This window comes from Syntrophobacter fumaroxidans MPOB (assembly GCF_000014965.1).
GTDB lineage: Bacteria > Desulfobacterota > Syntrophobacteria > Syntrophobacterales > Syntrophobacteraceae > Syntrophobacter > Syntrophobacter fumaroxidans.
On the sequence record NC_008554.1, the window covers coordinates 2,486,257 to 2,509,062 of the forward strand.

Sequence of the window (22,806 nt, forward strand, 5' to 3'; positions counted from 1 at the left end):
TTCTTTTTCAAGCACTATTTATGAATTTTCCGGGCTAAGCCACTTTCGCTAACCGTTCCAAGCCCGGCACGGTTCTGTGTACTCGCATCCGTTGCACCAGAAACTCAGCTTTGGGAAAAAGACACCCGAGCGGATACCCTTGAGCGCTTCCTTGGCAAAATGAGAGAACCGCTGGTGGTCAATGCTTACCGGCTTTACCTCAAGCGAAAGCATCTTGGGCTTTTTTGTCTTGAGGAAATTCACCACTCGCAGAAGCCGAGGCCGCTTCCCATGGAGCATCTCGTAGGCATAGCTGTAGGCGCTGAGCTGCAGGTTCACGTCTTTGAGGTCCATGGTTTTGACGGAGGTTTTGAACTCCACGATGATGTCATTTTCCTCAAGCAGGTCAATGTAGCCCTCAAGGTTGATTCCGAGGTGATCCCCATTTCCGGGACTGACCAGAGGAACAGTGAAAGGAATCTCCGTCCCCTTCACATTTCGGCGCGGCTAGTGGTAGTAGAGGCTGAGTATTTCTTTTCCCAAGAGTATTTGGCTCGCTTCCGTCTCCCCCTCCCGGTACCGAATTTCACTTTCCACCTTCTGGCCATACCAGTCGGCAGTGAAAATGGAATGCAGTTTTTCGAGCGTTACCTGCCGCCCTGCCATCTGGTTTTTGTGAAACCAGGAAATGGCGAAGTGGACAGCGCTCCCGAATACCAGGCCCGAAGCTTTGAAAAGTTTTGGCAGCCCGTCAACATACTGCAACTTATACTTCAGGCTGCACTGGAAATAGAGATTCATCTGGCTGCTAGAAAGGTGATCCATCGCCGGCACCTCCCTGTTCTTCCAGAACTCGGCTGATCATGGCGCTCGCGTCGCGCTTGGTGACTTCTTTGAGAACGTTAACGGCAAAGAGAGATTTGAGCCGCTCGAAAGCGCTGTCTCCCTCGATGCCCTGGTCAGCCAGGATCCGGAAGAGCTACCGTCTTTGGGCTTCGGTCATCAGTTCGTCATTCTGAGAACCGTTGCCCTGGTTCTTTTCCGTCCGAGTTTCCGGTTTCCTGTTTGCAGGAGTGGTGGGCTTTCCCTTTGAGTCCACCTCTTTCTCAATGAGGTGAAGGCTCACGATGAGCTTGCCCTCCGCTGTCCTTAGTTCGATAGTTTTCATCGTCTTTCCCATAAGCTGCTCCTCTCTTCGATGAAGATTTAATGTGCTATCTCCAGCTTAGGGAAACCGGGTGGCATGGGTAAGGAGGGTGTAATTGTCGCTGGAAGCAGGTTTGCCCAGCTTTTCCAGAAATCGCCGATCAGTAGAATGGAGGCATGACTGAATCCGAGCACAATGCTGCCAACTCAATCACCCCCTTCGCTGTCACCAACTACCGGGACATCCGGAAGGTATTCGGCATCAAGCAGAAAAACCGGCGCGCTCACATGTATGTCGTGGGAAAGACCGGTACCGGAAAATCCACTCTGATAAGCCAGATGGCCATCTCAGATATCCGGGACGGAAAGGGACTTGCCCTAATCGACCCTCACGGTGACCTGGCGGAAAGTATCCTCCACTTCGTTCCCAAGGAAAGAATCCATGACGTCATCTATTTCAATCCCGGTGACCTGGAATATCCGATTGCGTTCAATCCACTGGAGAAGGTGCCCCTTGACCGTTATCATCTCGTTGTCTCCGGCCTGATCTCAGTATTCAAAAAAATCTGGCCCGAGTTCTGGGGTCCGCGATTGGAGCATATCTTTCGCCACTCGCTGCTGACCCTCATGGACTTTCCCGGGAGCACCCTTCTGGATCTGCCGAGGAGGGGAAATTCCCCCGGGAAGGACGCGGCAAAGGGGACAGCCCGCCGCTCTTTAGCGCTGACCGGCACCCTGCGTGCAAGCCCGTTCAACGATCGGCCGGGGTTCCTTGAAGAGGGTTCTCAAAAGTGAAAGGACCGCGGGGCAAAGAACGGTTGCCGCGCGCTCAAGGCTGGCCGGACACTCTCCGCGTTTCGTCTCGACGGCATGTCGCGTATCGTCTCCTTTGGGGGCACCGGCGTCGGATGTTCCCGTCAGGTGAAACGTCTGCTGCAGCAACGCGCGCAGGCGGGGAACAGGCCTTCGTTTATCGTTTCCCTGAACGCCCTCATCCCGGGACTGTTCCATAGTTCCAGTAGAGGTTGCTCGGTGATGTTTCCGATGTAGACATGGAGGCAGGGAGCCACGCTTCCATCGGGGTAGATCCGGCAGCTTTTCCAAAGACTCTTGCAGACTTCGGGGAAGGCATATTCCAGGTCCAGGTAGTAAGGGCCGATCAATTCCCTCGGGAGGTTGGGCACAAAAACCATGTTCAGGCGCCCTTTGGCCCGCTCGCGCATCTCGCTCAGAGTCTCCTGCAAAAGAGCCAGATCCTCCGCTTCGATCCGGCTCCGATAATACTCGAAGTCGAGAACCTCCGGCAGAATCAGCTCCATCCCTCTCCTGCGGGCCCGGTCCGCGGAAAAGATCCGGTTGTGCTTCGCAACGTTCCCCGGGGAATCGAAAAACGTGTGGTGAACTTCCAGGACATCGGCTCCGAGAGCCAATGCCAGCGGGACTGTCTCCTTCAATGTGTTCAGACTGTCTTTGGAGACGGTGCAAATGACCGCAAGGAGCGGTATCCTTTTCCCGAGCGCGTTTCGGAGCTCGAGCAGGGTCTTCGCTCCGGCCGTGGTCCGCCGGAACGCTCCCGCAACTCCCCTTATCCGGTCATGGACCTCCTCGGGACCGTCAAGGGAGACGGAAACCACTTCCACGCCCAGGGACACGAGGAGATCCGCCATCCCGGCCAGCAGCGTCCCGTTGGAGGTCACCCGCGTGAAGAAACGTCTCCTTTTCGCTTCCCGGATAAGCTCCCTGAAGCCGGGATAGAGAAGCGGTTCTCCACCCGTAATATGGAGCCTGGGTCGAAAGGCCGTCACCTGGTCCAGAATGTCGATCCACTTCGACAACGGCAACTCCCGCTCCGAATCGTACCAGCTCAGTTCCGGAGGAATCTCGGCGGTGTGGCGAATCTGGGTGCACATGGCGCACTTCAAATTGCACCGTCTCGTAAGGTCGAGCGTGATTTCCCCGGGAAGCGTGCTGCCGCCGGGATCGAATCGGCGGTATAACGGCACTCCGACGAGATTGTTCCAGACCTCCCGAACCGATGTCTCGATGATGTGCGGATTGCCCTTCACCAGGGCCAAACCCTGGCGCAGCATGGAAGCGCCTTTCCGCTCGAAGCCGAAGAATTTTCCGAGCGGCGTATCCGAAAACTTGCGCATTGGCCGTCCTGTGCCTGTCACAACGTCATGCCCGAATTCGATACCCGCAACGATGCGCGGCAATGGAATCGTCGAAAGATCGGCACGTGCCGGGCGCGGCCGCCGAAGCACGGCTGTCGGCATCCACCTTCCATCGATGATTCCATGACCGAACACCTGCCGTGCCATCCATCCGGTGAGGCCGACGTTGGAGATGCACCGGCAAGGCACGCGGTCCCGATTATAGGTTCAATACCGCGGACACTCAAACTGAATTCAGCGGGAAACAGCGCGTAAACAAAAAGCATACCCCACCGAGCAAGTTCCCGAAGCCGCCGGCAACGGCGCTTTCAGGGTTTTTGCACCGAGGAGACGTAACAGCTCCGTCGTGCTGCCTCAATCCGTGCGGGAGCCCGGACATACCCGCACCGAAATCGATTTTCGTGCACCGTCACGCGCAGGAAGCTCACTGATGAAGCATGAAAACCGTTGTTGCCGTTCCCGCGCGCGCCGAAATCCGGGAAGACCGGCGGGAGCCCGGCCTTTGCCTGTGCCAGGCTCCCATTCCCCTGCAAACGAAAGAGAGGCGCAAGCCCGAAAGCCTGTGCCTCTCCTTCCTCATTGACGGTGCCAAACCCGGATTCCCCGGACTCTTTTCAAGTGCCCGGGCTTTCGCCGCGGCACCCGGACCGCGCAGACCGGAACATCCTCCGGTGCGGCCGCCCGGCATTCGATTCGCCTCGATTCCCGAGCCGGACATCTCCTTGTCAAGCGCACGCCAACCGCCTGCCTTTCAACGATCGCGCGCTAATACAGTTTTCTTACCGGCATATTGTGCTTTTTCTGGTAAATCTGTTTGCTGTTCTCATTCAGCATGGTGCGAAGCCTTTTTTCCTCGCGGGGGGTGAGGGTTCCGTCCGTTCTCGCCCTGTCATAGGTACTCCGGATGTAAGACAGATTCCCCTGCAGAACCTCGGCTTCATTGCGGGTCAGGGCACCCGAAGCGATTCCCTTGTCGATCCGGCGCTGTTGTTGGTCGATTTCCGCATGGATTCCTTTTTGCGCCAGCGCCATGCCGGAAAGCAAACCGGTGCAAACCAGGAAAAAAATTGCAGACAGAACGATCACGCGTTTTTTCATAATGGTGCCTCCTTGGAAAGAACGGAAAGATGGTAAACCTCGACGAAAAAGCCCTATATCGATAAGCTCGTGGAGCTGGTTCCCGTGCCTATTCCCGTTCCGCCTTTCCGGCCACGGCCGGATAGACGAGACCGGCCAGTGCCGCGCCGATGATGGGTGCAACCCAGAAAACCCAGAGCTGAGCGATCGCCCATCCTCCCACGAACACAGCCGGTCCGGTGCTCCGCGCGGGATTCACCGACAGGTTCGTGACGGGAATACCGATGAGATGAATCAGCGTGAGCCCCAGACCGATGGCGATGGGCGCAAACCCCTGGGGTGCCCTGCCGTCGGTGGAGCCCAGAATGATCATCAGAAACATGAAGGTTAGCACGATTTCAGTGATGAGGGCGGAAGAAAGTGAATACCCGCCGGGGGAGTGATCTCCGAAGCCGTTGGAGGCCAGGCCTCCCGCAAGGCTGAAACCGGCCTGCCCGCTTGCGATGAGATATAGGACTCCCGCCCCGGCAATGCCGCCCGCCACCTGCGCCACTATGTACGGAATCAGGTCCGAACCGGGGAAACGTCTGCCCACGAACAACCCGACGGAGACGGCCGGATTCAAATGACACCCGGATATGTGTCCGACGGCATAGGCCATCGTGAGCACCGTCAAGCCGAACGCAAGCGCAACACCCAAAAGTCCAATGCCCACTTTGGGAAAAGCCGCCGACAGAACGGCACTGCCGCAGCCCCCCAACACCAGCCAGAACGTACCGATAAACTCCGCCAATACTCGGTTCGAAAGGCGCATCTCGGTCTCCTTTCGCGGTGAAATTTTGGTGGTTGATTCAGCGAAACGCTATTTCACGATCAGGATATTGTGCAGCGTTGGAAATGCATGCCCGCAACACGCGGCGCATGGTGAAAAAGAGCCGTTTTGCATGCATTATAGAGGACGGAACCCCACTGCGACAATATCAAATACGATAACGATCTGCCTGCCGCCTCTCCTCCTGTTCCGCACCACCTGTTCCACCTGCCCGGAGAATGCCCCTCGCCCCGTTTCGCATGCCGTTGGTTCATAAGACGCTCGATCGCCCGGGATTGTCTACTTCAGGATCGGCAAAATCGGGGGGCTCTTCGAGATGCGGCGGCCCGATCGATCCCTCGTTCGGCCGATGTCGTCGAAGGGCGTTCAGGGCGAATGGACGCACTACCCGCCGTCCCCCCGGAACCGTGGAAAACAACCAGAAGAATCGTTTTTAGAAAGGAATTTTTTTGGACTTGACACTCGTTTTTCGCAAAGTTTACATTGAAACTCATGGCAGGCGGCGGCGCGGCGTTCCATCATGGACTCGCGTCAGGCGATCGGGCCTCCCGATGTGCGATCTGTTCAACGCCTCCTCTCCGACCGGGGTGTTTGTCTCACGATGTTGCGCATCGCTATGCTGTAACGCTTCAATTCGATTTCAACGGTTCCTGCAGATCAAAAGGCGATCCACGGCAGGATCAAGAGATTCAAAGAGGTCTGCCTCGGAATGCCCGTGACCGACGCCTCCCGTGACCCGCTTCGCGGCAGGCAGTCCCATTGAGCCCACTCTCCCGCTCGCACGCTTCGTCCGCACCGCACGATTCTTTCTCGAGAACATGAAGCGGTCGTGAAACTCCCGGTTTCGATAACGACACACCAGTCGGCAGGGTCCCACAGAGTCCAACCATTCAATAAACGATCACGGCTTTCCGGTTTCGACCGGCACTTCTTCGTAGACATTGGAAAACGGCCCGCAGGCCATACGGCCTCCCCTGCAACCGCCTGGGATGAAGGAGGGACAAATGTCTCGTATACGCCCGAGAAAGTGGTTTCTGATCTGTGCCGTTCTGGGGTTCGTATTCCCTTCGCAGATTTTTGCGGCCAGGATTGTCTCCATCACAACCTGCGAAAGTGTCGAACCGTCGAGCATGAAAGCCGTGGGGGTGAGAAGTCGGTTCACGCAGGACACCCGCGAAATACATCTTCTGGTTCAGTTTGAAGGGCTCAAGGCCGGCAGCAAGGTGAAGGGAACATGGATTTCCGTGGATGCGATCAAGACCCCCAACTACGAAATTGACTCCTCGGAATCCCAGTTTTCGAAGGATGGAGAAGGTACCGCGCATTTTTCCCTCTCCAGGCCCAATCAAGGATGGCCCGTCGGGAACTACAAGGTGGATCTTCACCTTGACGGAGCCCTTTTGACGTCCGTACCCTTCGCTGTCGCGGCATCACCCATGGCCGCCCCGGCGTCTTCCCAATCCTCCCCTCAGTCACCTTCCCCCAAACTGGTTTCCCTTGTTTCATGCGAGGCCGTGGCAAGCCCGGGACTCAGCCCGATCAACGTCACCGACACCTTCGATGCCACAACCCCCGAGCTTCACGTGCTCGCAAAGGTTGAAGGCGCCGTTCCCGGGACGAAGCTCAAGGGAATCTGGAGCGTTCTGGGACAACCGGGGGGCTCCGACCGCGAGATCAACGCCACCGAGGCCGAATTCGGGCAGGAAGGCGGGGACACCGTGCATTTCCTGGTGGAAAAACCGGAGGGAGGATGGCCTGCGGGAAACTACAGATTCGACCTGTACATCAACGGCAAGACGGCGGGAAAGATTGCCTTCTCGGTCCGGGGGGGCGATCCGGCCAGGCCGCCTTTCAGCCTCGATCTGGGCCCCGAACGCAGAGACCCGCAACGAATCTGGACCATAGCCGTGTATCTGGACGGAGATAACGATCTCGAACCCTTCGCCCTGAAGGACTTGAAGGAAATGGAGCGCGGAATTTCCGAAGAAGGCGTCGAATGCATCGTGTTTCTGGATCGCGCCGGGGGGGAAGGCCAGGTCGTGCGAATCCGCAAGGACATTGCGGGCTCCACCAAATCGGAGGTCATCACGACCGCCGGTGAAGTGAACATGGCGGATCCCCAGGTTCTCCACACCTTTTTGGCCTCGGTGCTCAAGGCCTTTCCCGCACAGCATCACGCGCTGATTCTGTGGGATCACGGCGGGGGCTGGGCCGCCCACCTCATCGACGAAAAGGCGCCGGGCGCCCCCAAAGGCCGCGACAAAATGACGCTCCCAAGACTGAGGGAGGCCGTCGCGGGGGCACTGAAGGACACCGGCCGACAACGGATCGATATCATTGGGTTTGACATGTGCCTCATGGCCCAGCTCGAAGTGGCCTGCGAGCTCTCGGGACTTGCCGAAATCATGTTGGCATCGCAGGCTGTGGAACCCGGGGACGGCTGGCCCTATGACCAGATACTGCCCTATTTCGGGAAGGGAACCATGGGCGCCAGGCGGTTGGCCGCTCAGATCGTCGAAAGTTACGGAAAGTATTACGGAGAGCGCAAAGAGCGTGTTGCCACGCTCTCAGCCGTGGATCTCGGCGAGACGGACAAGCTGGTGAGCTCTCTGAGCGACTTTGCGCGAAAGATGTCGGAATCGGTTCCGGGTGCATGGCCGGAGGTCTCGCGGTCCTTATACTATTCGGAGGGATACGCCGACCGGACGGACATTCGCAGGAAGTCAGGAGTGCTTGCGAGTGTGGACCTGATGGATGTATTGAACCGCCTTCGCCTTTCAACCCCCAACTTTCCTGCACAGAAGGAATACCAGGACATCGTCGCGATCATGGACAAGGCCATTATCGCAAAACATGCCTCGCCCCGCCACCGGCTCAGTCACGGACTCGCCGTATACGCTCCCGTACGGGGCGCTCAATTCGATCCCGACTATCTGCAAATCCGGATGAGCAAGACCTGTGCGTGGCAGGGCATGTTGTCCGCCCTCCATAAAGCTCAGGAACAGCAGCTCTCCCCTCCCAGGGTCACCGATATCCGGGTTGTGGACGCTCAAACAGGCAACCCTGTGAAGGGAGGTAAACCGGGCGGGGGGTTCAAGGTTGAGGCGACCGTGGAAGGGGAAAATATCCTGTGGGTGCAATACATGCAGGCGGTCAGAGACGACAAAAGAAACGGCTTTGCCCTTCTCGAGAAAGGCTATGTGTACGATCCCGAATTCTACAAGAAGAAGGAGGGGGCCGTGGCCGATGTGGTGGACTTGATCATGCCCGAGTTCAAGGGCAATCGCAACAAGGTGTCGAAGGAATTCATCGGGCGGCATCTGAAAGTGACCGACGGGCGGCATGCAGCCCGGGCCACCATCGACGCCTCGAGCCTTTCCGACCTCCAGCATGCCGCGGTCCCCGTCGCTCTGAAACGGCAGGGAGCGGAACAGTGTTTTGCGACCCTGTTTTTCAACGCCGTCACCTGGACGGTCGCGAATGTGGTCGCCGAGCTGCCTCAAAAGGACGGAACCGTGGCGTATCGTCAAGTCAAGCTGCAACCCGAAGATGAGGTCACTTTGCTCTTCGAGTTCATCTCCGACGACGGCAAGGCCGGCTATGTGGCCGGGGAGACGTTGAAGTGGGGAAAGGGGCTCGAGCTTGTCATCGACACCGATGAACCGTCCAACCTGACGGTGGCGATGCGGGCGGAATCCATAGCGGGACAGTCGTCGTTCGCCACCACGCAAATCAAGCTGGAAGCATTGACCAAAGAGGAGCAATCCTTCGTGGAGAACGCTCGAAAGGTCAAACTCAAGGACCTCGTCGGGACCTGGCAATGGCACGGGTTGAAAGACGGGCAGTGGAACTCGATCCCGCCGTTCACCGAGATTGCGCCATCCCCTTCCAACCCGGAAGTTCTGATCGCCAAGATACAAAACCCGGGCGATTCCAGCTGGAAAGTCACGCCCATGGCGGTTCTTCTCGACACACGGCTGATGCCGACTCTGAGGCTCATCTCCTTCGATGACGAGGGCCGGCCGGTCGAGGCGATGAACTTCACGATGCTCGTGTCGCGATGGGACCAGGGCGCACCAAGAATGATCCTCAAATACCTGGTCCCGAAAGGCTGGCTCCTTCTCTGGGCGAAGCGGCAGGCTCCGCAAGGCACAGCCACCGGGCCGGCTCCCGGACCCGGCATGACGGTCCCTCCTCCCGTTCCTTCCCAGGTCCAGCCGCCCTCACCGAGCGCATCTCTCGCCGGCCTGTGGTACGGCCCCGACAGAGAAGTCCTGAAGATGGGCGAGTCCACCTATGAGCTTTATGAGTTCAACATGCTGGAGGACAAGGGGGTTTATGAGATCCGCGGGAAGCAGTTGATCACCAGAAGCGCGATAACCGGGGAGGTGGAACGCTTCAGTTTCAGCCTGTCGGGTCAACAGTTGACCCTGAGAGACTCAGGAGGCCAGACGTTCCGGTTCCGCAGAAAGCAGTAGAGCGTTCTTCGTCGAGCCCGTGTACCCTTCGAACACGCCGCGGTCGCCGCCCGCTCCCTCGCATCGAAAGGAGATCGATCATGCGCCTAACGGCCGGGCAATCCTGCGTTATCCTGATTTTCGGTGTGGTGTTTGCGTTCGGGACCACCGGTTGGATGGACATGCCCGTTCCCACTCCGCTCTACGGTCATTCACTCCCAGGCGATTCGCCGCCAATCCGCTTTGCCTGCCTCCCGGCATCCCCACCAACTCAAATGAGGATACAGGCGGGAATTCCTCAGGTTCCTGCCACGCTCCCCTCCGGGCAAGCACGCCTGGCTGCGGAGGTGGGTCCACCCGCTTCCGGAAATCTCAATGGTCTGCTGCGGGGAACCTTCTGCCACTGGTCAGGTTCTTCGGGGTCCGGAAGCAGTTACTCCCACTCCATTCGAGCCACTTTCGACGGCAACGGACGGTTCACATACAGCTCGGAAAGCTCCTTCAGTTCAGGATCGGGTCTGGGGTACGGAGGCGGTGGGGACCCTTCGGACCATGGTACTTACAGAGTCCTCGGAAACCGGGTCCACCTCGCTTTTTCCGATGGAAGCACCGGTGTGGCCGCCGTTTACAACCAGGCGGCCGACGGCACCATCACCGAACTGATGTACGAGGGGGACCTGTATGCGCCCGCCCTCTGTGAATGACATCCGTCGGGACGGTATTCGGAATCCGTGGTATCGATCCGGCGCTGTCGAACCCGGCCTCGCACCGTGGAGCCGATACCGACCAAACCATTCCGGAAGTTGCCTCGCCGGGTTTTCCCAATGCCGTCCCCACTCCCGGACCGGAAGTCTTTCGACGATCGGAAAAACGCCGTTCAGCGGACCCGGACGAACACTGAACGGCGTCTCGTCCCACCCTCGTCCGACATGCAATGGAGGCTCTCAGAGGAACAACCCGGAACAACATCAAAAAGGAGATGATCTATGCATTCCAACAGTCTCAGGATTTTCGTTCTCATCATCGGCATACTGTCCTTCGGTTACCATCAGGGGGCTGCGGAGGCCGCCCGGGTCACTTCGGTGGTCACGTGTCAGAACGTGGACGATACCGCCACCAAGCCGGTGGGCGCCACGGACAAGTTCAAACCGGACCAGGCGGCGGTTCATGCACTCGTGTCGGTCGTGGATCCCGCTCCGGGGACGAAGGTCAAAGGCGTCTGGGTCTCGGTGGACGCCATTTCGACACCGAACTATGAAATCGATTCCGCCGTTGTGGAGTTCATAAGGGAAGGAAACGCCACCGTGCATTTCATGCTTTCGAGGCCCACCAACGGCTGGCCGGTCGGGAACTACAAGATCGACGTTTACGTCAACGATCAATTGGCTGGGAGCGCACCTTTTTCCATAAAGTAGAACCGCCGCCGAACGCTCGGCACGACCCGTTTCCGGCTCACCGGGAGGAGAGTGCGCGCATTCACCCCTTCTCTGCGGCGATCGATGAAATGCACGATATTTTTCACTGGAAGTGAGTGTCGATTCTGTGCGATTCTGCCGGCATGTTTCAGAGTCATCCGGTACTAAGCGTTGCATTTCTTTCAATGTCTCGAGGACCGCAGAAAAGGAGGGGTTGGCCCATGATACCGAGTAGAGGTACTTTAGCCCGCCGTTGCACGGGCTGCGTCGTGGCTGTGATTTTCCTCATGGCCGGTTTCATCTGCGGCGTTCCGACGCTTCATGCGCAGATGCAGAAAAGCACGGTCGCGCCTTCGCAGACTCCCTCACCTTCGGGAACAGGAGCCGCGGCAGTGAAGAAACCGGCGCAGGCCCCCAAGCTTGCACCGGGAGAAAAGGTCAATATCAACACCGCGAGCAAGGAGAAACTGGCGGCGCTTCCGCGGATCGGCCCCGCAAAGGCGCAGGCCATCATCGCCGGGCGCCCCTATTCGAAACCCGAGGACATCATGAAGGTCAAGGGAATCAAGAAGGGGACTTACGAGAAGATCAAGGATCTCATCACCGTTCAATAGCCGGCGGCCATGCGGGCTCCCGATGCCCATAAATGTCCTCTTCGATGGGCGGTTGCGGCATTGACATCGCAGGCCCGTCCGCTCCTCCTGCGGGACGGCCGCGGAATGACGGGTTTTTGAATCCGCGCTAGCCGGAATGCGGTGTTGCGCGGGCATCCGAAACAAATCATGGGACATGGAGAGGAGAACGGACTATGAAAAAATGCTTGGTGATCCTGTTTCTCACGGCGTTCTTTTCCGCCGCCGCCTTTGCCGCGGGCCCGAGAGAGTACCAGGTGACGGGACCGGTCCTGGAGATAAAAGACGATGTCGTCATCGTTCAAAAAGGCAAGGAAAAATGGGAGATCGCCCTGGACAAAGTGACTAAAATAGAGGGTGGAGAGTTGAAGGTGGGCTCCAAGGTGACGGTCTATTATTTCATGAAAGCCTCCAAGATCGAAGTCCAGGGACAGAAAGAAAAGCAGGCGCCGAAGGCGGGAGCGGCAAAGAAGCCGTAACCGCACATCCCTGCAGTGCGAGTGGGGCGGTTCCACAGGGAGCAAGGAAGGCGCGCCGGGAAAGGGATACTTCATGCGGTGGGAAGATGAGGAACGAAGCGAAAACGTGGAAGACCGGCGAGGAGTCCCCGCTTCTCGCGGGTTCGTGGGGGGCGGAATCGGCACGATCATCATTGTGCTCGTGGCTCTCTATTTCGGCATCGACCCGTCCATGCTCCTGCAAACCTCACAGCAGAGCGCTCCCCCTTACGTAACGCAACAACGGCAACAACCTTACGGAGGGCAGGACCGGATGGCCCAGTTCGTCTCCGTGGTGCTTGCCGATACCGAAAAAACCTGGCACGGCATCTTCCGACAATACGGGAAGACTTACAGGGAGCCCAAGCTCGTCCTGTTCACCGACGCGGTGGACTCCGCCTGCGGCTTTGCCCAGGCGGCCACCGGGCCGTTCTACTGTCCCGGAGACCAGAAGGTTTACATCGACCTCGGTTTTTTCGAGGAAATGAAGAATCGCTTCCAGGCACCGGGCGATTTCGCCCAGGCTTATGTGATCGCGCACGAAGTCGGCCACCACGTGCAGAACCTGCTGGGGATCGCTGAAAAGGTTCAGTCCACGATGCGGCGCGCGAGCAAGGCGCAGGCCAACCGCCTGTCGGTCAGGATGGAGCTGCAGGCCGACTGCTATGCCGGTGTCTGGGGATACTATGCGGACAGGTCTCGAGGGCTTTTGGAGACGGGGGACCTGGAAGAGGCGCTGGGTGCCGCCAGCGCCATCGGCGATGACCGGATCATGCGACGGACCAGCGGCACGGTCGTCCCGGACGCCTTCACGCACGGAACATCGGCTCAAAGGGTGAGATGGTTCCGGCGGGGTTTTGAGACGGGGGACGTCAAGCAGTGCAACACTTTCGAGGAGAAATCGCTGTAGCGGCCCGCCACCGTCACGCCATGCACGGTCCTTGAGCCGCGCGTCGTATGGTCGCAAAACATGGCCCGGCCGCAGGTCGAGCTTTATTCGGGTCACGTGGGAACGCTTTGGCCCGGAAGTGCAGGGTTTTGTCATGAGGGGGAAAGCCGGATTTTGCGAAACACGGCTTTCACCCGAGCGCGGGGTTGCGTCGACCGATCAACTGAACCGCTTTGGACCGGGGGCTCCACCTCGCAAAGCCGAGGCGGTTTTCCTGTCTCCAAGCCCAGGAATCGTTTTCGGAACCGAGAACCGGGGGATCACTCACTCGGCACAATTGCCGGGACACTTCAATCCAGACGGAAAGGAAACCCATGGAAACCAAGAATACTGAACCGGAAGCCGCAGGAACCGAGCCTGTTGTCATGGAAGGGACTTCTGGAATGCGCTACTGGGACTTCAGGAAGGAATTCTGCACTGCCGAGGGGTGGAGGCTGCGGGCAACCGATCCCCAGGTTTACGACGTCCTGAACAGCAAAGGCGAAAAGATCGGAGTCTTCAAGAGCGGCGAAGGGTATTTCCCCACTGTCGCCAAGGCATGAGCCGCCGGTATTCAATCGTTGCCGGCTTGATACCGATACAGGACACTCCAGCGCGAAGCAAGCACGTGTACCGACGGTTCGGACAGGATCATGCGATCGTTTGTGCCGGATCGCAGCCGAAGGGAAAGGGGTAGGTTCGCACGAACGATCCGGGAATCCCGCGGCGGCGGAATCCAGGACTCCGGGCCGGACGGCGGCGGGTACGACGGGATACCAATGAACCGTCGACATCACATGCATTGCGGCATGCCGTCAAGGAAGGCCGGGCATGCATTTGACCAGGTACTGCCGCCCACAAATCCCCCTTTACATCCCAACTCGATTAATTATCTTATATGGTAATTCAATATTCTTCCGGGTAAGTGCCCTCTTTTCAATCGACTCCGGTTAGCTCTGTTTTCAGGTCGTGATTCCTTGAGACTCCTCGTTCGCGGGAGGTTTCAGTGACCAGGATTCTTCTGAAAATGCCTTAGCGTGAGCCTCCGGGTGTGCGATCCGCTCCCTGGAGGCTCTATAAGCCGCAGGACCGATGCACTGCACGACCTCCCGGGTTCGTGCCGAACGGCAACACGATGACCAAGGAGGGCATCATGAAAAAGATCATTGTTTTGCGCCGTATTTTCCTGGTCTTTGCTGTCGCCCTGACGGCGACACTGGTATTGGCCGGTCCGGCCCACGCAACGTGGCAGTGGGTTCATGGCAACAGCGGGCACATCGAGTACAAGGATCGATTCACCAACGACAATCGCTTCGAATTCGGATGGGGACTGGATTTCAATTTGAACTCCGGGACTTTCAACTGGGTTCACTTCGCCGTTCCGACCATTGCGTCAACCACCCAGGGTGTGCGCTACATCAAAGTGAGATTCTACACGGGCAGCGTGGACGCCTGGGTATCGGCCATCCACATCTACGACGGAGTCAACAAGGTGAAGGTGCAGGAAGGAAGCTGGTCGAACGGCTACAAGACCGTCACCGTCGATTTGGGTTACGTGCGGTCTTTCACTTACGGTCTGGGCGTGTCGGTCCAGATCAAGGCCGGCGTCGAATCGATGAGTCATCGGATCATCTTCGTGGGGGCAGGCGCGAATTTCGTGAACAAGTAGCGGATAAGCTCTCGTCTGAGAGCAGGCCCGCGGGCTCCGCCCCGTCACTCGAAAGCGCCGGGTTGCGGCCGGGCATGCGACCGGACGGCTGTCTCTGGTGCTCGCCCGCCGGCCGGGGCAAAGGGGAAGGAACTCTCCCGACCTTTCGCCCCAGCCGCGGCCGTGTTGCGAAGAGTCTTGCCGTCCCCTCCTGCCCGGTGAAGCTCGCTGCACGCGTGACATGTGATATGTCGAGTTAAGGGACCTCCCGGCTCCTTATGCCGGATGCACCCCGACAAACTCACGAATCTGCTGCGTCACCTCCGGTGTCAGCCCCAACCCGGCCTCCAGTTGATTGAGATACTCCTTCTCCCCGGGAGTGTCCACCTCGATGGCAAACAGCGAAGCCGCATAGACCTGAGCCGCAACGTCCGGGCGCCCCCCGACGGCGGCGATCAGTTGTTGCGTCTCCATCGGCTTCTGCATCTCCATGATCATGAATTGTTGCTCGTTCCGGTCTATGCCGTCTTCCTGCAATTTGCCGACGATGCGCTGCACTTCGCTCTCATCGATCTGCCCATCCGCCTTGGCCGCATTGATCATGGCCTTCAGAAGCAGCTCGGCGTGCTGCTCCAGCCCCTGCCGTTCGGCCTCGGTTTTCGGTTCCGCCAATCCAATCGGCACGCCGGAGGTTTCAGTGCCGCTGCCTTTCAAGACTTTGTAGGCCATGGCCCCGAGGAGCGCCATCAACCCACCGCCCAGGGCTCCCCCCATGGAACCGCGTCCACCTCCCAAAAGCGCGCCGGCAAGCGCTCCAAGTCCACCGAGAGCGAGATTCTGCTTTCCGCCGACGGTTTTTTCGACGTCGCCCAGGACACTTCCCAGCAGACCGCCCAAACCTCCCAAGCCTGCGCCGAGTCCGCCTCCGGCACCACCGAGCATCGAAGAAAGACTCTCCAGCAAGCCGCCGCCCCCACTTTCGCCAAGCGAATTCTTCAACCGGTCGTGAGACGACGAAGTCATCCCCGCCTGGATGACGGAACCCAATATTTCGCTGAGACTCATGGCATTCTCCTGGTTTTTCGAGTGAACTCTACCGATCCCATGCGGAATTCCGCAGGGAAAGGCAGCCGGAAAACGATGTCCTCCCCATTGACTCACTTCAGAGGAATGCGGATTTTCTGGCCGACGAAGATGAGGTTCGGATCGCGGATGACCTCACGGTTGGCTTCGAAGATTTTCGGATAGTCATTGGCATTCCCCAGAAACTGTTTGGCGATGGCCGAAAGCGTATCCCCTTTTTTGATAACGTAGTATTCCACCTTGGCCTCCGCGGGTGGGGCCTGGAGGCCTTGGACCCTGACCTCCGATACGCCTTGCACGTTACCGGCCATCAGGACGGCCTTCTCCAGGGCCTCGAGGCTCGATGCCTGCCCGGAAAGAGAGACCACCCCGTCTTCAAAGGAAACATTCAGTCCCTGGATCCCGGGGTTTGCCTCTTCAATATGGTTCTTGATCTTGTCCGCAGCTTCCGCCTCACCGCTGAAAAGCTTTTTCCCAATCTCCTTGACAAAATCGAAAAGTCCCATGACGATCCTCCCGTTTTCCTGGTGATTCGGTACGATTCCGCGATTCGATCCGCGCCCGCCGGCTCACACCTGCCCCGCGCCGATATTCCCCTCCTTCCATCGGCGTTGTGAATGTCTTTCGAAGCTTGTCCCCGCGGACGCACGGTCTCCATCGGACGATCACCGGCACGCCCTCCGGCCGCGCGATTGCGGAGGAAGGGATGAAACGGCTGACCGGAGACCCCGATCCGGGGGCCTCTACTGGTTCGATGCCTCGTCGAAACCGATTGGTTGATGCACGATACATGGCACGAGAACATGCCGGATGACGCAGTATGCCGAACGATTCAGCCTGGCAGTATTTTAAACCTTTCCGACGCAGATTCCAGAATAATTTCTGTCGGCGGCGCGCAGACCTCACGGGATTCGGGGGCAGATTCGAGATGATGGAATGTCCCGCCCCGGGAATTGAGAAAACGGCTCTTCAGAAGAAAGACCTTCCAGATGCGGCATTTTCCGTTATCCGGGGCCGGATTGGGCGCTTTGGTGGAGAATCGCTGCGTGCCCCGTGCTCTGTTGACGGGCACATCGCTCCGTAGCAACTGTGTTCTTTGTCAACTCTTGAGTCGAGTAGGGTGGGATGCGCGACAGCGCAGCCCACGGTCTCGATACCCTTGCCCCAGCACTCGGTGCCGTGAACGATCAGGAGCCGACGTGTGGAACGCGCCCATTGAAGAGACTGGTGGCCGCAGACTTTCGCAGCGATCATGACGAGTGCGGGTGCACGAGGCCCGGCCTGATCGTGGGCACGGAGGAACCGTGCCCACCCTACGGATGTCCTTCGTTGCGGCGTTGCGCCGTGGCTTGAGACCGCGTTGCGTTGAAAATGCCGACACCGGGCCTCAACCCTGCCGTAAATCATCGCGTATCGGTCCGCACCTGGACTTCCTGGTACCACAAGCCTGTCCCTTCATTGAGAACCGGGCTCCCGATGAGCTCAAATATCTCGGTATCGATACGGGAATCGGCGAGTGTCCAGAGCTTTCCGGCTTCATCCTGCCAGATTCTCATTCCCCCCGTTTCGTCAAGTATCGTCATGCCTCGTTCCCTCCTTTCGTCGTTCGGGAAAAAGCCCGGAGGCCATCGGGACGCACCTCGACAAAGAAAAAGCGCATCGGTGTTTTTGGAATTATAACAAACAGGATGCCGCCGGCATCAGGGAACCAGCCTGCCAGGTCGCCCCACAGTCCGACTCGAGGCGGCGCGCGGCGGCTAAAGTCCGCGGGCGGGGCAGCCGATTGAATACCCGTACGCAAAGATGCGGCCGGCGACGGAGTTGCACGCACCGTATCCCGCATCCGACTTCATCTCCTGAAGGACTCTATTCCCCCTGGAGGAAAGCTGCGGCTGTGCTATGATGCCCCAGCGCGACCGCTCCGATTACGAGGAAGCGATGGTTTTCGACTCGGGCGTCCCCGAAAGGCCCGTTTCCAGGCGACTCGGGGCGCGCCGTCCATTGTCCCGCGATTCATTCATGGGAGAGCTCCAGTGACCGACCGCCGCAGGGAAATCCTGGAATGGGCCGAGCAGGGCCGTCTCGCGCCGGAAGATGTGCGCCGGGCGCTCAAGCTCGCCGGAGTTTTGCCCTCAGGCGGCGACTGGCGGCTCTTTCTGGACCGGATGCTCCTGTGGATGGGGTCGGTGATGACCGCGGCGGGCGTCGTATTCTTTTTGGCCTACAACTGGAACGAAATCGGGCATTTTACGAAGTTCGGCATGGTCGAGGCCGTCTTTCTCGCCACCCTGTTTCTTGTTTGGAAGCTCGGGCTGGAACGTCCCGCGGGCAAGGCCGCCCTTCTGGGCGGCGCGGTGCTCGTCGGCGCGATCTTCGCGCTCATCGGCCAGACTTATCAGACCGGCGCCGATTCCTTTGAACTGTTCGCGACCTGGGCGGTTCTGATCGTGCCGTGGGTGCTGGTCGGCCGGTTCGCGGCGTTGTGCGTCTTCTGGCTCCTGCTCGTCAATCTCGCGGTAACGCTTTACACCACTGCGTTCCACGGCTTCACAGGCGTGGTGTTCGGCCCGGAAAGACTGCTCTGGCAACTTTTGGGGCTGAATACGGCGGCGCTTGCAATCTGGGAAATATTGGCCGCCCATGGCGTGGCGTGGCTGCGGGAACGCTGGGCCGCGCGGTTGATCATCACCGCCGGCGGGGCTTTGTGCACCGTCCTCGCGGTTTCCGACCTGTGCCTCCGGCGCGGGAGCAGCGGATGGGGATTTCCGGTCTGGCTCGCCTGGCTCGCCGCCGTCTATGTGGTCTACCGGTTCCGCATCAAAGACCTTTACGCCCTTGCGGGCGGGGTTCTTTCGGTGATCGTCACGGTGACCTGTTTTCTCGGGAAGCACATGCTGCGCGATCATCAGGCCGGGTCGTTCCTGTTCATCGGCCTGGTCGTGATCGCTCTTTCGGCGGCGGGCGGGTGGTGGCTCAAACGCGTTGCGGCAGAGGAGAAGCGATGAACGGCGCCGAGCGGCAGGAGCTTTGGGAGCGCCTCGAGGCGGCGGCCCTGGTGCATGGGGAACTGCCTCCGGCCGTGGCGTCGCCCACTCCGTGGTTCGTTCGCGTCATGCTCGGCATCGCGGGATGGATCGGAGCGCTTTTCCTGCTGGCTTTCATCGGCATAGGCTTTCACTCCCTGATCGAGAACTGGCCGGGCGCAATCATCACCGGCACGCTGCTGTGCGCCGGGGCCGCAATGCTTTTCCGGTCGGGGCTGCGAGCCGATTTTGCGAGCCAGTTTGCCCTGGCCCTGAGTTTTGCGGGTCAGGCGTTGATCTGTTTCGGGATCAGTGAATTGCTCCGTTGGGATTTCTTCGCCGTATGCCTGGCAATGACTGCCGTGGAGACATTCCTGTTCTTCGCGGCACCGAACTTCCTTCACAGGGTCTGGAGCGCCTGGGCGGGCTCCTTCGCGCTGGCCCTGGCGTTTTGGGACTTGAAGCTCAGCACCTTTGCGCCGGGGATTGTGACGGCCGCTTTCGCGTTCTTATGGTTCAGCGAATTCAGGCACCCGCGTCGAGGCGCCCTGCTGCGGGCCGGAGGCTACGGACTGGCCGCATCCATTATCGCGACGGTGATCATGCTGAGCGGGAGGAGCGAGGGCGTTCTATGGTGGTCGCGTGCCGTGCCGGCCCCCGGGAACGATCTCCTTGTCTGGCTTGGCCTGGGGCTCTCGGGAACCGTGCTGATCGGCGTGTCGATCCGCCTGCTCTATTGGGAGAATGTCCCCCTTGGATCGAGACCGGGGAAAGCGGTACTCGCGGGAGCAGGAATCCTTGCGGCGGCGTCGCTGAAAGCCCCGGGACTGGGGCCTTGCGTTGCGATTCTCGTCGTGGGCCATGCGGCGGGCAACCGCCGCCTTGCCGGGCTGGGCGTTCTGGCGCTGCTCGGATACCTCGCCCATTACTACTACGTTTTGGACGCCACTCTGCTGCAAAAGTCCGAGGTGCTGGCAGGCGTCGGGCTCTCGCTGCTCATCGCGCGCCTCGTGCTGCTCAAGTGTCTGCCCGCGCCGGAAAGCGCGGAGGAAGCCTCTCATGCGTAAAGCCATCGCACTCCTGATGGGAGCGGTCGTCCTCGCCGTCGCCAACTACGCCATATACGAACGCGAACGGATCATCCGCGAAGGCCGTGTCGCGCTGCTGGAGCTGGCCCCCGTCGATCCGCGCTCGCTCATGCAGGGCGATTACATGGCTCTGCGCTTCAAGGCCGCAACCGATGCGTTCGGCAGCGGGCAAGTGCGCGAAGAGGTTCGTGACGGGCGTATCGTGTTGAAGCCCGACGCGCGAGGGGTCGCCTCGTTCGTGCGGCTGGACGTCGGGGGGCCGTTGGCACCGGATGAGTTTCTCATGCGCTATCGTGTTCGCGATCGTCAAGTGAAGTTTGCGACCAACGCATTCTTCTTCCAGGAAGGGCACGCGGACCGTTACGAGACGGCACGCTACGGGGAATTCCGAGTCGCCGCCGACGGGGACGCGATCCTCACCGGGCTGCGCGGCAAGGACCTCGAGCCGCTGGGAGAGGCTCCGCGGCGCTGAAAGCCGGACCCTCTGCCGTCCGGAGAATTCAACGGCATGCAACGGTACCTGCCAGTCCGATGCATCGGAAGGCACATGGAGGGACTATCGTGCGCCTCATGGAGGAAAGGACGCAGGTTCGCCCCCCGTTCCCGGTCCCTTTCTCCCGAGGTGGCGGATCGGAGAGGATACGGCCCTACCCATGAGGTCTTGCATGATCCAGGTTGCGCCAAATGAGAACTCCTCCACCGCAAATTGACCGAATTGCCGGAACCATGCCCGGACCCACGTCCCGCTGCTGTTCCTTCGGGCTTATGGAGGATCCGCCCGGAGCCTCCCCCGCGCAGCGAAGAAACTCCGGGAATTATCTGGATCTTCCGCCACGAAGACTTGACACACGGCCGCACCCGATCTATCGGAAATACGTGAAGGATTGCACCGAGCACATGATCATGCCCGGCGTCTTCATGGCAAGCTGAGAGTGTATCCTCAAGACTTTGAGCACGTTCTCAGGCCAAGAACGCCTTGGGGCGGAGATGAAAGCAGCGCCTCTTGGGACCTTATGGCAGTCTGCGGGCCACCTTGGACGAATCACAGACAGCCCCATTTCGGGAAAGCCCTTACAGTCCTGCCGATGTGGGGCGATCCATGATTCGTCAAATTCAGCGATTTCGTGTATGGGGCGAGGCAAAGGCACAATTCATTGCGGGCGGGAACAAACCCGCCCTTGCTGCTCAACGGGTTATTCGGCCTGTCGGGCAGGTTTTGCGCCAACCCGAATCGGCGCTTTGAGCTCCGGAATCGTTCAACCCGGGATGGTACCCGCGGTTCACGCACTCTTCTTCTTTCACCACCTGGAACGACGCGTTCATCTTAACAGTCCTCGGATCCCGAAACCCTGACCGGAGGCGGACGGGGAACAATCGACCGGCGGCAATGGAACCAAGGGTGGATGACCTGGGTTCTCCACGCCGGAATCCCCGATAATGCGGATTGCCCGTTCTATACACCGCTCAAACCGGGTTCTCACCAACAAGCGCGTCGAGGAATGGATCGAGGACTTACACGAGCCGCGCTTTCGGTAGGAAAACTTGTCCTGAATCCTTCCCGAGGCCTGTTTCCGGACGCTGCCGATTGGTTGCTTCGAGGGGCTTTCTTCGGATCGGCTCCTCGAATCCGCCGAAGTCGGCGTTATCAAAGGGGCTGATGAGCGATACCCTTGAGTCTTACTGGACAAGGATGAGGAGAAGGCGTGGAGCTTTTGCAGCGGACTTTTGGATTCCTCGTGACACTTTTGATCGCTTCCGTGCTCTTGTTCCCCGAAAACGTGGCGAGCGCCGGAGACACACTGATCCGTATCAAGGCACGGGGGAAGCTCCGGTGCGGAGTGAGCGACGGCATCCCCGGGTTTTCCTGGAAGGGGCCCGACGGCCGTTGGACCGGAATGGATGTCGATTTCTGCCGGGCGTTAGCGGCCGCGGTTTTGAAGGATCCCGAAAAGGTGGACTTCGTGCCTTTGACCGCCTCTCGGCGCTTTCCGGCGCTCAAAGCAGGTGAATTGGATGTTCTCGCCCGCAACACGACCTGGACGATGGAGCGGGAGGCTGTGCTGGGGATTCTCTTCGCCGGGGTGCTCGTTTATGACACCCAGGGGTTCCTGGTTCCGACGTCCAGCGGGATAACGGAACTCTCCCAACTGGATGGAGCCACGGTTTGCGTGGTCAGGGGAAGCAGTCATGAAGAACACATAGCCCAGACGTTTGGCGCGAGGAACTGGACCTATCAGCCGCTCCAGGTGGAATCCAGTGTCCAGGCGATGGCCGCTCTGAACGAAGGGAAGTGCAAGGCGTTCACCTCCGAGAGTCCACAGCTGAAGACCGCGCGGATGAATGCACCTGACGGTCCCGACCAATACTCCCTGCTGAAGGAAACGATCTCCGAGGAACCCATGGGACCGGTGGTGCGTCGTGGAGACGAGGATTGGTTCACCATCGTGCGGTGGGTCCTTTTCACGCTCATCCTTGCCGAGGATGGCGGCTATACCGGAGCCAACGTCAGGTCGCGACTCGAGAAAACCGCGGACTTCCGTGCGATGTCCTGGAAGCAGTTGGACGGCCTCATCGCAAAATCGTTGGGAATTGATCCGGGCTGGAGAATCCGCGTGGTGGAGAGTGTTGGAAACTATGGCGAAGTCTTCGAGCGGAACCTGGGGTCTCAAAGTACTCTGAATCTGGAACGCGGGCCCAACAAACTCTGGAAAGACGCAGGACTCATGTATGCCCCGCCCTTTCGATGATGATCTCGGTTGCTCACGGCATGTATCATCACGGAGACAAGGCAATCCACTCACCTCTTTCAATCTGGCTGAAGAGGTTC

General features: G+C 59.2%; 20 protein-coding genes and 1 pseudogene. 13 read left to right on the forward strand and 8 right to left on the reverse strand.

All coding sequences use genetic code 11. The features are described from left to right. Window positions 1-48 precede the first annotated feature (48 nt). Together SFUM_RS23795 and SFUM_RS23560 are read right to left on the reverse strand one after the other, a co-directional pair. Window positions 49-804, reverse strand: a pseudogene (locus tag SFUM_RS23795) (RecB family exonuclease). A 154-nt stretch (window positions 805-958) separates the two neighbouring features. Next, window positions 959-1,159 (reverse strand): hypothetical protein, encoded by a 201-nt coding sequence (locus SFUM_RS23560; RefSeq protein WP_041440301.1) that lies wholly within the window; start codon window positions 1,157-1,159, stop codon window positions 959-961. 143 nt (window positions 1,160-1,302) lie between these two features. Between SFUM_RS23560 and SFUM_RS10510 the strand changes: the two genes are divergently transcribed. Further along, window positions 1,303-1,920, forward strand: a complete 618-nt coding sequence (locus tag SFUM_RS10510) for a helicase HerA domain-containing protein (protein ID WP_011698883.1) — start codon at window positions 1,303-1,305, stop codon at window positions 1,918-1,920. Between the two features lie 122 nt (window positions 1,921-2,042). On the opposite strand, the gene SFUM_RS10515 is transcribed toward SFUM_RS10510, so the two are convergent. From SFUM_RS10515 to aqpZ, 3 genes are all read right to left on the reverse strand, one after another. After that, the gene (locus tag SFUM_RS10515; RefSeq protein WP_011698884.1) at window positions 2,043-3,278 is read right to left on the reverse strand and encodes a radical SAM/SPASM domain-containing protein; all 1,236 of its coding nucleotides are present in this window, start codon (window positions 3,276-3,278) and stop codon (window positions 2,043-2,045) included. Window positions 3,279-4,064: 786 nt separating this feature from the next. Further along, the gene (locus SFUM_RS10525; RefSeq protein ID WP_011698885.1) at window positions 4,065-4,397 is read right to left on the reverse strand and encodes a hypothetical protein; all 333 of its coding nucleotides are present in this window, start codon (window positions 4,395-4,397) and stop codon (window positions 4,065-4,067) included. An 88-nt stretch (window positions 4,398-4,485) separates the two neighbouring features. Next, entirely contained in the window at window positions 4,486-5,190 is a 705-nt protein-coding gene (gene aqpZ / locus SFUM_RS10530; RefSeq protein ID WP_011698886.1) for an aquaporin Z, read from the reverse strand. 1,022 nt (window positions 5,191-6,212) lie between these two features. On the opposite strand from aqpZ, the gene SFUM_RS10535 reads away from it, so the two are divergent. The 8 genes from SFUM_RS10535 (at window position 6,213) to SFUM_RS10575 (ending at window position 14,806) form a co-directional block, all read left to right on the forward strand. Beyond that, window positions 6,213-9,686 (forward strand): clostripain-related cysteine peptidase, encoded by a 3,474-nt coding sequence (locus SFUM_RS10535; protein ID WP_011698887.1) that lies wholly within the window; start codon window positions 6,213-6,215, stop codon window positions 9,684-9,686. An 80-nt stretch (window positions 9,687-9,766) separates the two neighbouring features. Continuing rightward, on the forward strand, window positions 9,767-10,369 hold the full coding sequence (locus tag SFUM_RS10540) for a hypothetical protein (RefSeq protein WP_011698888.1): 603 nt from the start codon (window positions 9,767-9,769) through the stop codon (window positions 10,367-10,369). A gap of 282 nt (window positions 10,370-10,651) precedes the next feature. Beyond that, on the forward strand, window positions 10,652-11,080 hold the full coding sequence (locus SFUM_RS21735) for a hypothetical protein (RefSeq protein WP_011698889.1): 429 nt from the start codon (window positions 10,652-10,654) through the stop codon (window positions 11,078-11,080). A gap of 221 nt (window positions 11,081-11,301) precedes the next feature. Further along, complete coding sequence (locus SFUM_RS21740) at window positions 11,302-11,694, forward strand: ComEA family DNA-binding protein (protein ID WP_011698890.1); 393 nt, start codon at window positions 11,302-11,304, stop codon at window positions 11,692-11,694. 194 nt (window positions 11,695-11,888) lie between these two features. Further along, window positions 11,889-12,191, forward strand: coding sequence for a hypothetical protein (locus SFUM_RS10560; RefSeq protein ID WP_011698891.1), 303 nt, complete (start codon window positions 11,889-11,891; stop codon window positions 12,189-12,191). A 73-nt stretch (window positions 12,192-12,264) separates the two neighbouring features. Then, complete coding sequence (ypfJ, locus tag SFUM_RS10565) at window positions 12,265-13,119, forward strand: KPN_02809 family neutral zinc metallopeptidase (protein WP_011698892.1); 855 nt, start codon at window positions 12,265-12,267, stop codon at window positions 13,117-13,119. A 353-nt stretch (window positions 13,120-13,472) separates the two neighbouring features. Continuing rightward, window positions 13,473-13,700 (forward strand): hypothetical protein, encoded by a 228-nt coding sequence (locus SFUM_RS10570; RefSeq protein WP_011698893.1) that lies wholly within the window; start codon window positions 13,473-13,475, stop codon window positions 13,698-13,700. A 590-nt stretch (window positions 13,701-14,290) separates the two neighbouring features. Continuing rightward, the gene (locus tag SFUM_RS10575) at window positions 14,291-14,806 is read left to right on the forward strand and encodes a hypothetical protein (RefSeq protein WP_041440306.1); all 516 of its coding nucleotides are present in this window, start codon (window positions 14,291-14,293) and stop codon (window positions 14,804-14,806) included. Between the two features lie 255 nt (window positions 14,807-15,061). On the opposite strand, the gene SFUM_RS10580 is transcribed toward SFUM_RS10575, so the two are convergent. The 3 genes from SFUM_RS10580 to SFUM_RS10590 form a co-directional block, all read right to left on the reverse strand. Then, on the reverse strand, window positions 15,062-15,850 hold the full coding sequence (locus tag SFUM_RS10580; RefSeq protein ID WP_011698895.1) for a tellurite resistance TerB family protein: 789 nt from the start codon (window positions 15,848-15,850) through the stop codon (window positions 15,062-15,064). A 92-nt stretch (window positions 15,851-15,942) separates the two neighbouring features. Then, window positions 15,943-16,374, reverse strand: coding sequence for a peptidoglycan-binding protein LysM (gene lysM, locus SFUM_RS10585; RefSeq protein ID WP_011698896.1), 432 nt, complete (start codon window positions 16,372-16,374; stop codon window positions 15,943-15,945). A gap of 897 nt (window positions 16,375-17,271) precedes the next feature. After that, the gene (locus tag SFUM_RS10590) at window positions 17,272-17,451 is read right to left on the reverse strand and encodes a hypothetical protein (RefSeq protein ID WP_041440308.1); all 180 of its coding nucleotides are present in this window, start codon (window positions 17,449-17,451) and stop codon (window positions 17,272-17,274) included. A 450-nt stretch (window positions 17,452-17,901) separates the two neighbouring features. On the opposite strand from SFUM_RS10590, the gene SFUM_RS10595 reads away from it, so the two are divergent. The 4 genes from SFUM_RS10595 to SFUM_RS10615 all read left to right on the forward strand — a co-directional run bounded on the left by SFUM_RS10595 (window position 17,902) and on the right by SFUM_RS10615 (window position 22,726). Then, window positions 17,902-18,873, forward strand: coding sequence for a DUF2157 domain-containing protein (locus tag SFUM_RS10595; protein WP_011698899.1), 972 nt, complete (start codon window positions 17,902-17,904; stop codon window positions 18,871-18,873). Next, window positions 18,870-19,958 carry a DUF4401 domain-containing protein gene (locus SFUM_RS10600; RefSeq protein WP_011698900.1) on the forward strand — a complete coding sequence of 363 codons (1,089 nt, stop codon included), beginning with the start codon at window positions 18,870-18,872 and terminating at the stop codon, window positions 19,956-19,958. The genes SFUM_RS10595 and SFUM_RS10600 overlap by 4 nt, the downstream gene beginning before the upstream one ends. Further along, on the forward strand, window positions 19,951-20,451 hold the full coding sequence (locus tag SFUM_RS10605) for a GDYXXLXY domain-containing protein (RefSeq protein ID WP_011698901.1): 501 nt from the start codon (window positions 19,951-19,953) through the stop codon (window positions 20,449-20,451). The genes SFUM_RS10600 and SFUM_RS10605 overlap by 8 nt, the downstream gene beginning before the upstream one ends. Window positions 20,452-21,682: 1,231 nt before the next feature. Next, window positions 21,683-22,726 carry an amino acid ABC transporter substrate-binding protein gene (locus SFUM_RS10615; protein WP_011698903.1) on the forward strand — a complete coding sequence of 348 codons (1,044 nt, stop codon included), beginning with the start codon at window positions 21,683-21,685 and terminating at the stop codon, window positions 22,724-22,726. Window positions 22,727-22,806: the final 80 nt, after the last annotated feature.

Bases quoted from the DNA above. Each gene is read 5' to 3' on its own strand.
- SFUM_RS10590 (WP_041440308.1), bottom strand. From the start codon at position 17,451: ATGACGATACTTGACGAAACGGGGGGAATGAGAATCTGGCAGGATGAA.
- SFUM_RS10515 (WP_011698884.1), bottom strand. From the start codon at position 3,278: ATGCGCAAGTTTTCGGATACGCCGCTCGGAAAATTCTTCGGCTTCGAG.
- SFUM_RS10525 (WP_011698885.1), bottom strand. From the start codon at position 4,397: ATGAAAAAACGCGTGATCGTTCTGTCTGCAATTTTTTTCCTGGTTTGC.
- SFUM_RS10605 (WP_011698901.1), top strand. From the start codon at position 19,951: ATGCGTAAAGCCATCGCACTCCTGATGGGAGCGGTCGTCCTCGCCGTC.
- ypfJ (WP_011698892.1), top strand. From the start codon at position 12,265: ATGCGGTGGGAAGATGAGGAACGAAGCGAAAACGTGGAAGACCGGCGA.
- SFUM_RS10575 (WP_041440306.1), top strand. From the start codon at position 14,291: ATGAAAAAGATCATTGTTTTGCGCCGTATTTTCCTGGTCTTTGCTGTC.
- SFUM_RS21735 (WP_011698889.1), top strand. From the start codon at position 10,652: ATGCATTCCAACAGTCTCAGGATTTTCGTTCTCATCATCGGCATACTG.
- lysM (WP_011698896.1), bottom strand. From the start codon at position 16,374: ATGGGACTTTTCGATTTTGTCAAGGAGATTGGGAAAAAGCTTTTCAGC.
- SFUM_RS10580 (WP_011698895.1), bottom strand. From the start codon at position 15,850: ATGAGTCTCAGCGAAATATTGGGTTCCGTCATCCAGGCGGGGATGACT.
- SFUM_RS10535 (WP_011698887.1), top strand. From the start codon at position 6,213: ATGTCTCGTATACGCCCGAGAAAGTGGTTTCTGATCTGTGCCGTTCTG.
- SFUM_RS10600 (WP_011698900.1), top strand. From the start codon at position 18,870: ATGAACGGCGCCGAGCGGCAGGAGCTTTGGGAGCGCCTCGAGGCGGCG.
- aqpZ (WP_011698886.1), bottom strand. From the start codon at position 5,190: ATGCGCCTTTCGAACCGAGTATTGGCGGAGTTTATCGGTACGTTCTGG.
- SFUM_RS10570 (WP_011698893.1), top strand. From the start codon at position 13,473: ATGGAAACCAAGAATACTGAACCGGAAGCCGCAGGAACCGAGCCTGTT.
- SFUM_RS10560 (WP_011698891.1), top strand. From the start codon at position 11,889: ATGAAAAAATGCTTGGTGATCCTGTTTCTCACGGCGTTCTTTTCCGCC.
- SFUM_RS23560 (WP_041440301.1), bottom strand. From the start codon at position 1,159: ATGGGAAAGACGATGAAAACTATCGAACTAAGGACAGCGGAGGGCAAG.
- SFUM_RS10540 (WP_011698888.1), top strand. From the start codon at position 9,767: ATGCGCCTAACGGCCGGGCAATCCTGCGTTATCCTGATTTTCGGTGTG.
- SFUM_RS10510 (WP_011698883.1), top strand. From the start codon at position 1,303: ATGACTGAATCCGAGCACAATGCTGCCAACTCAATCACCCCCTTCGCT.
- SFUM_RS21740 (WP_011698890.1), top strand. From the start codon at position 11,302: ATGATACCGAGTAGAGGTACTTTAGCCCGCCGTTGCACGGGCTGCGTC.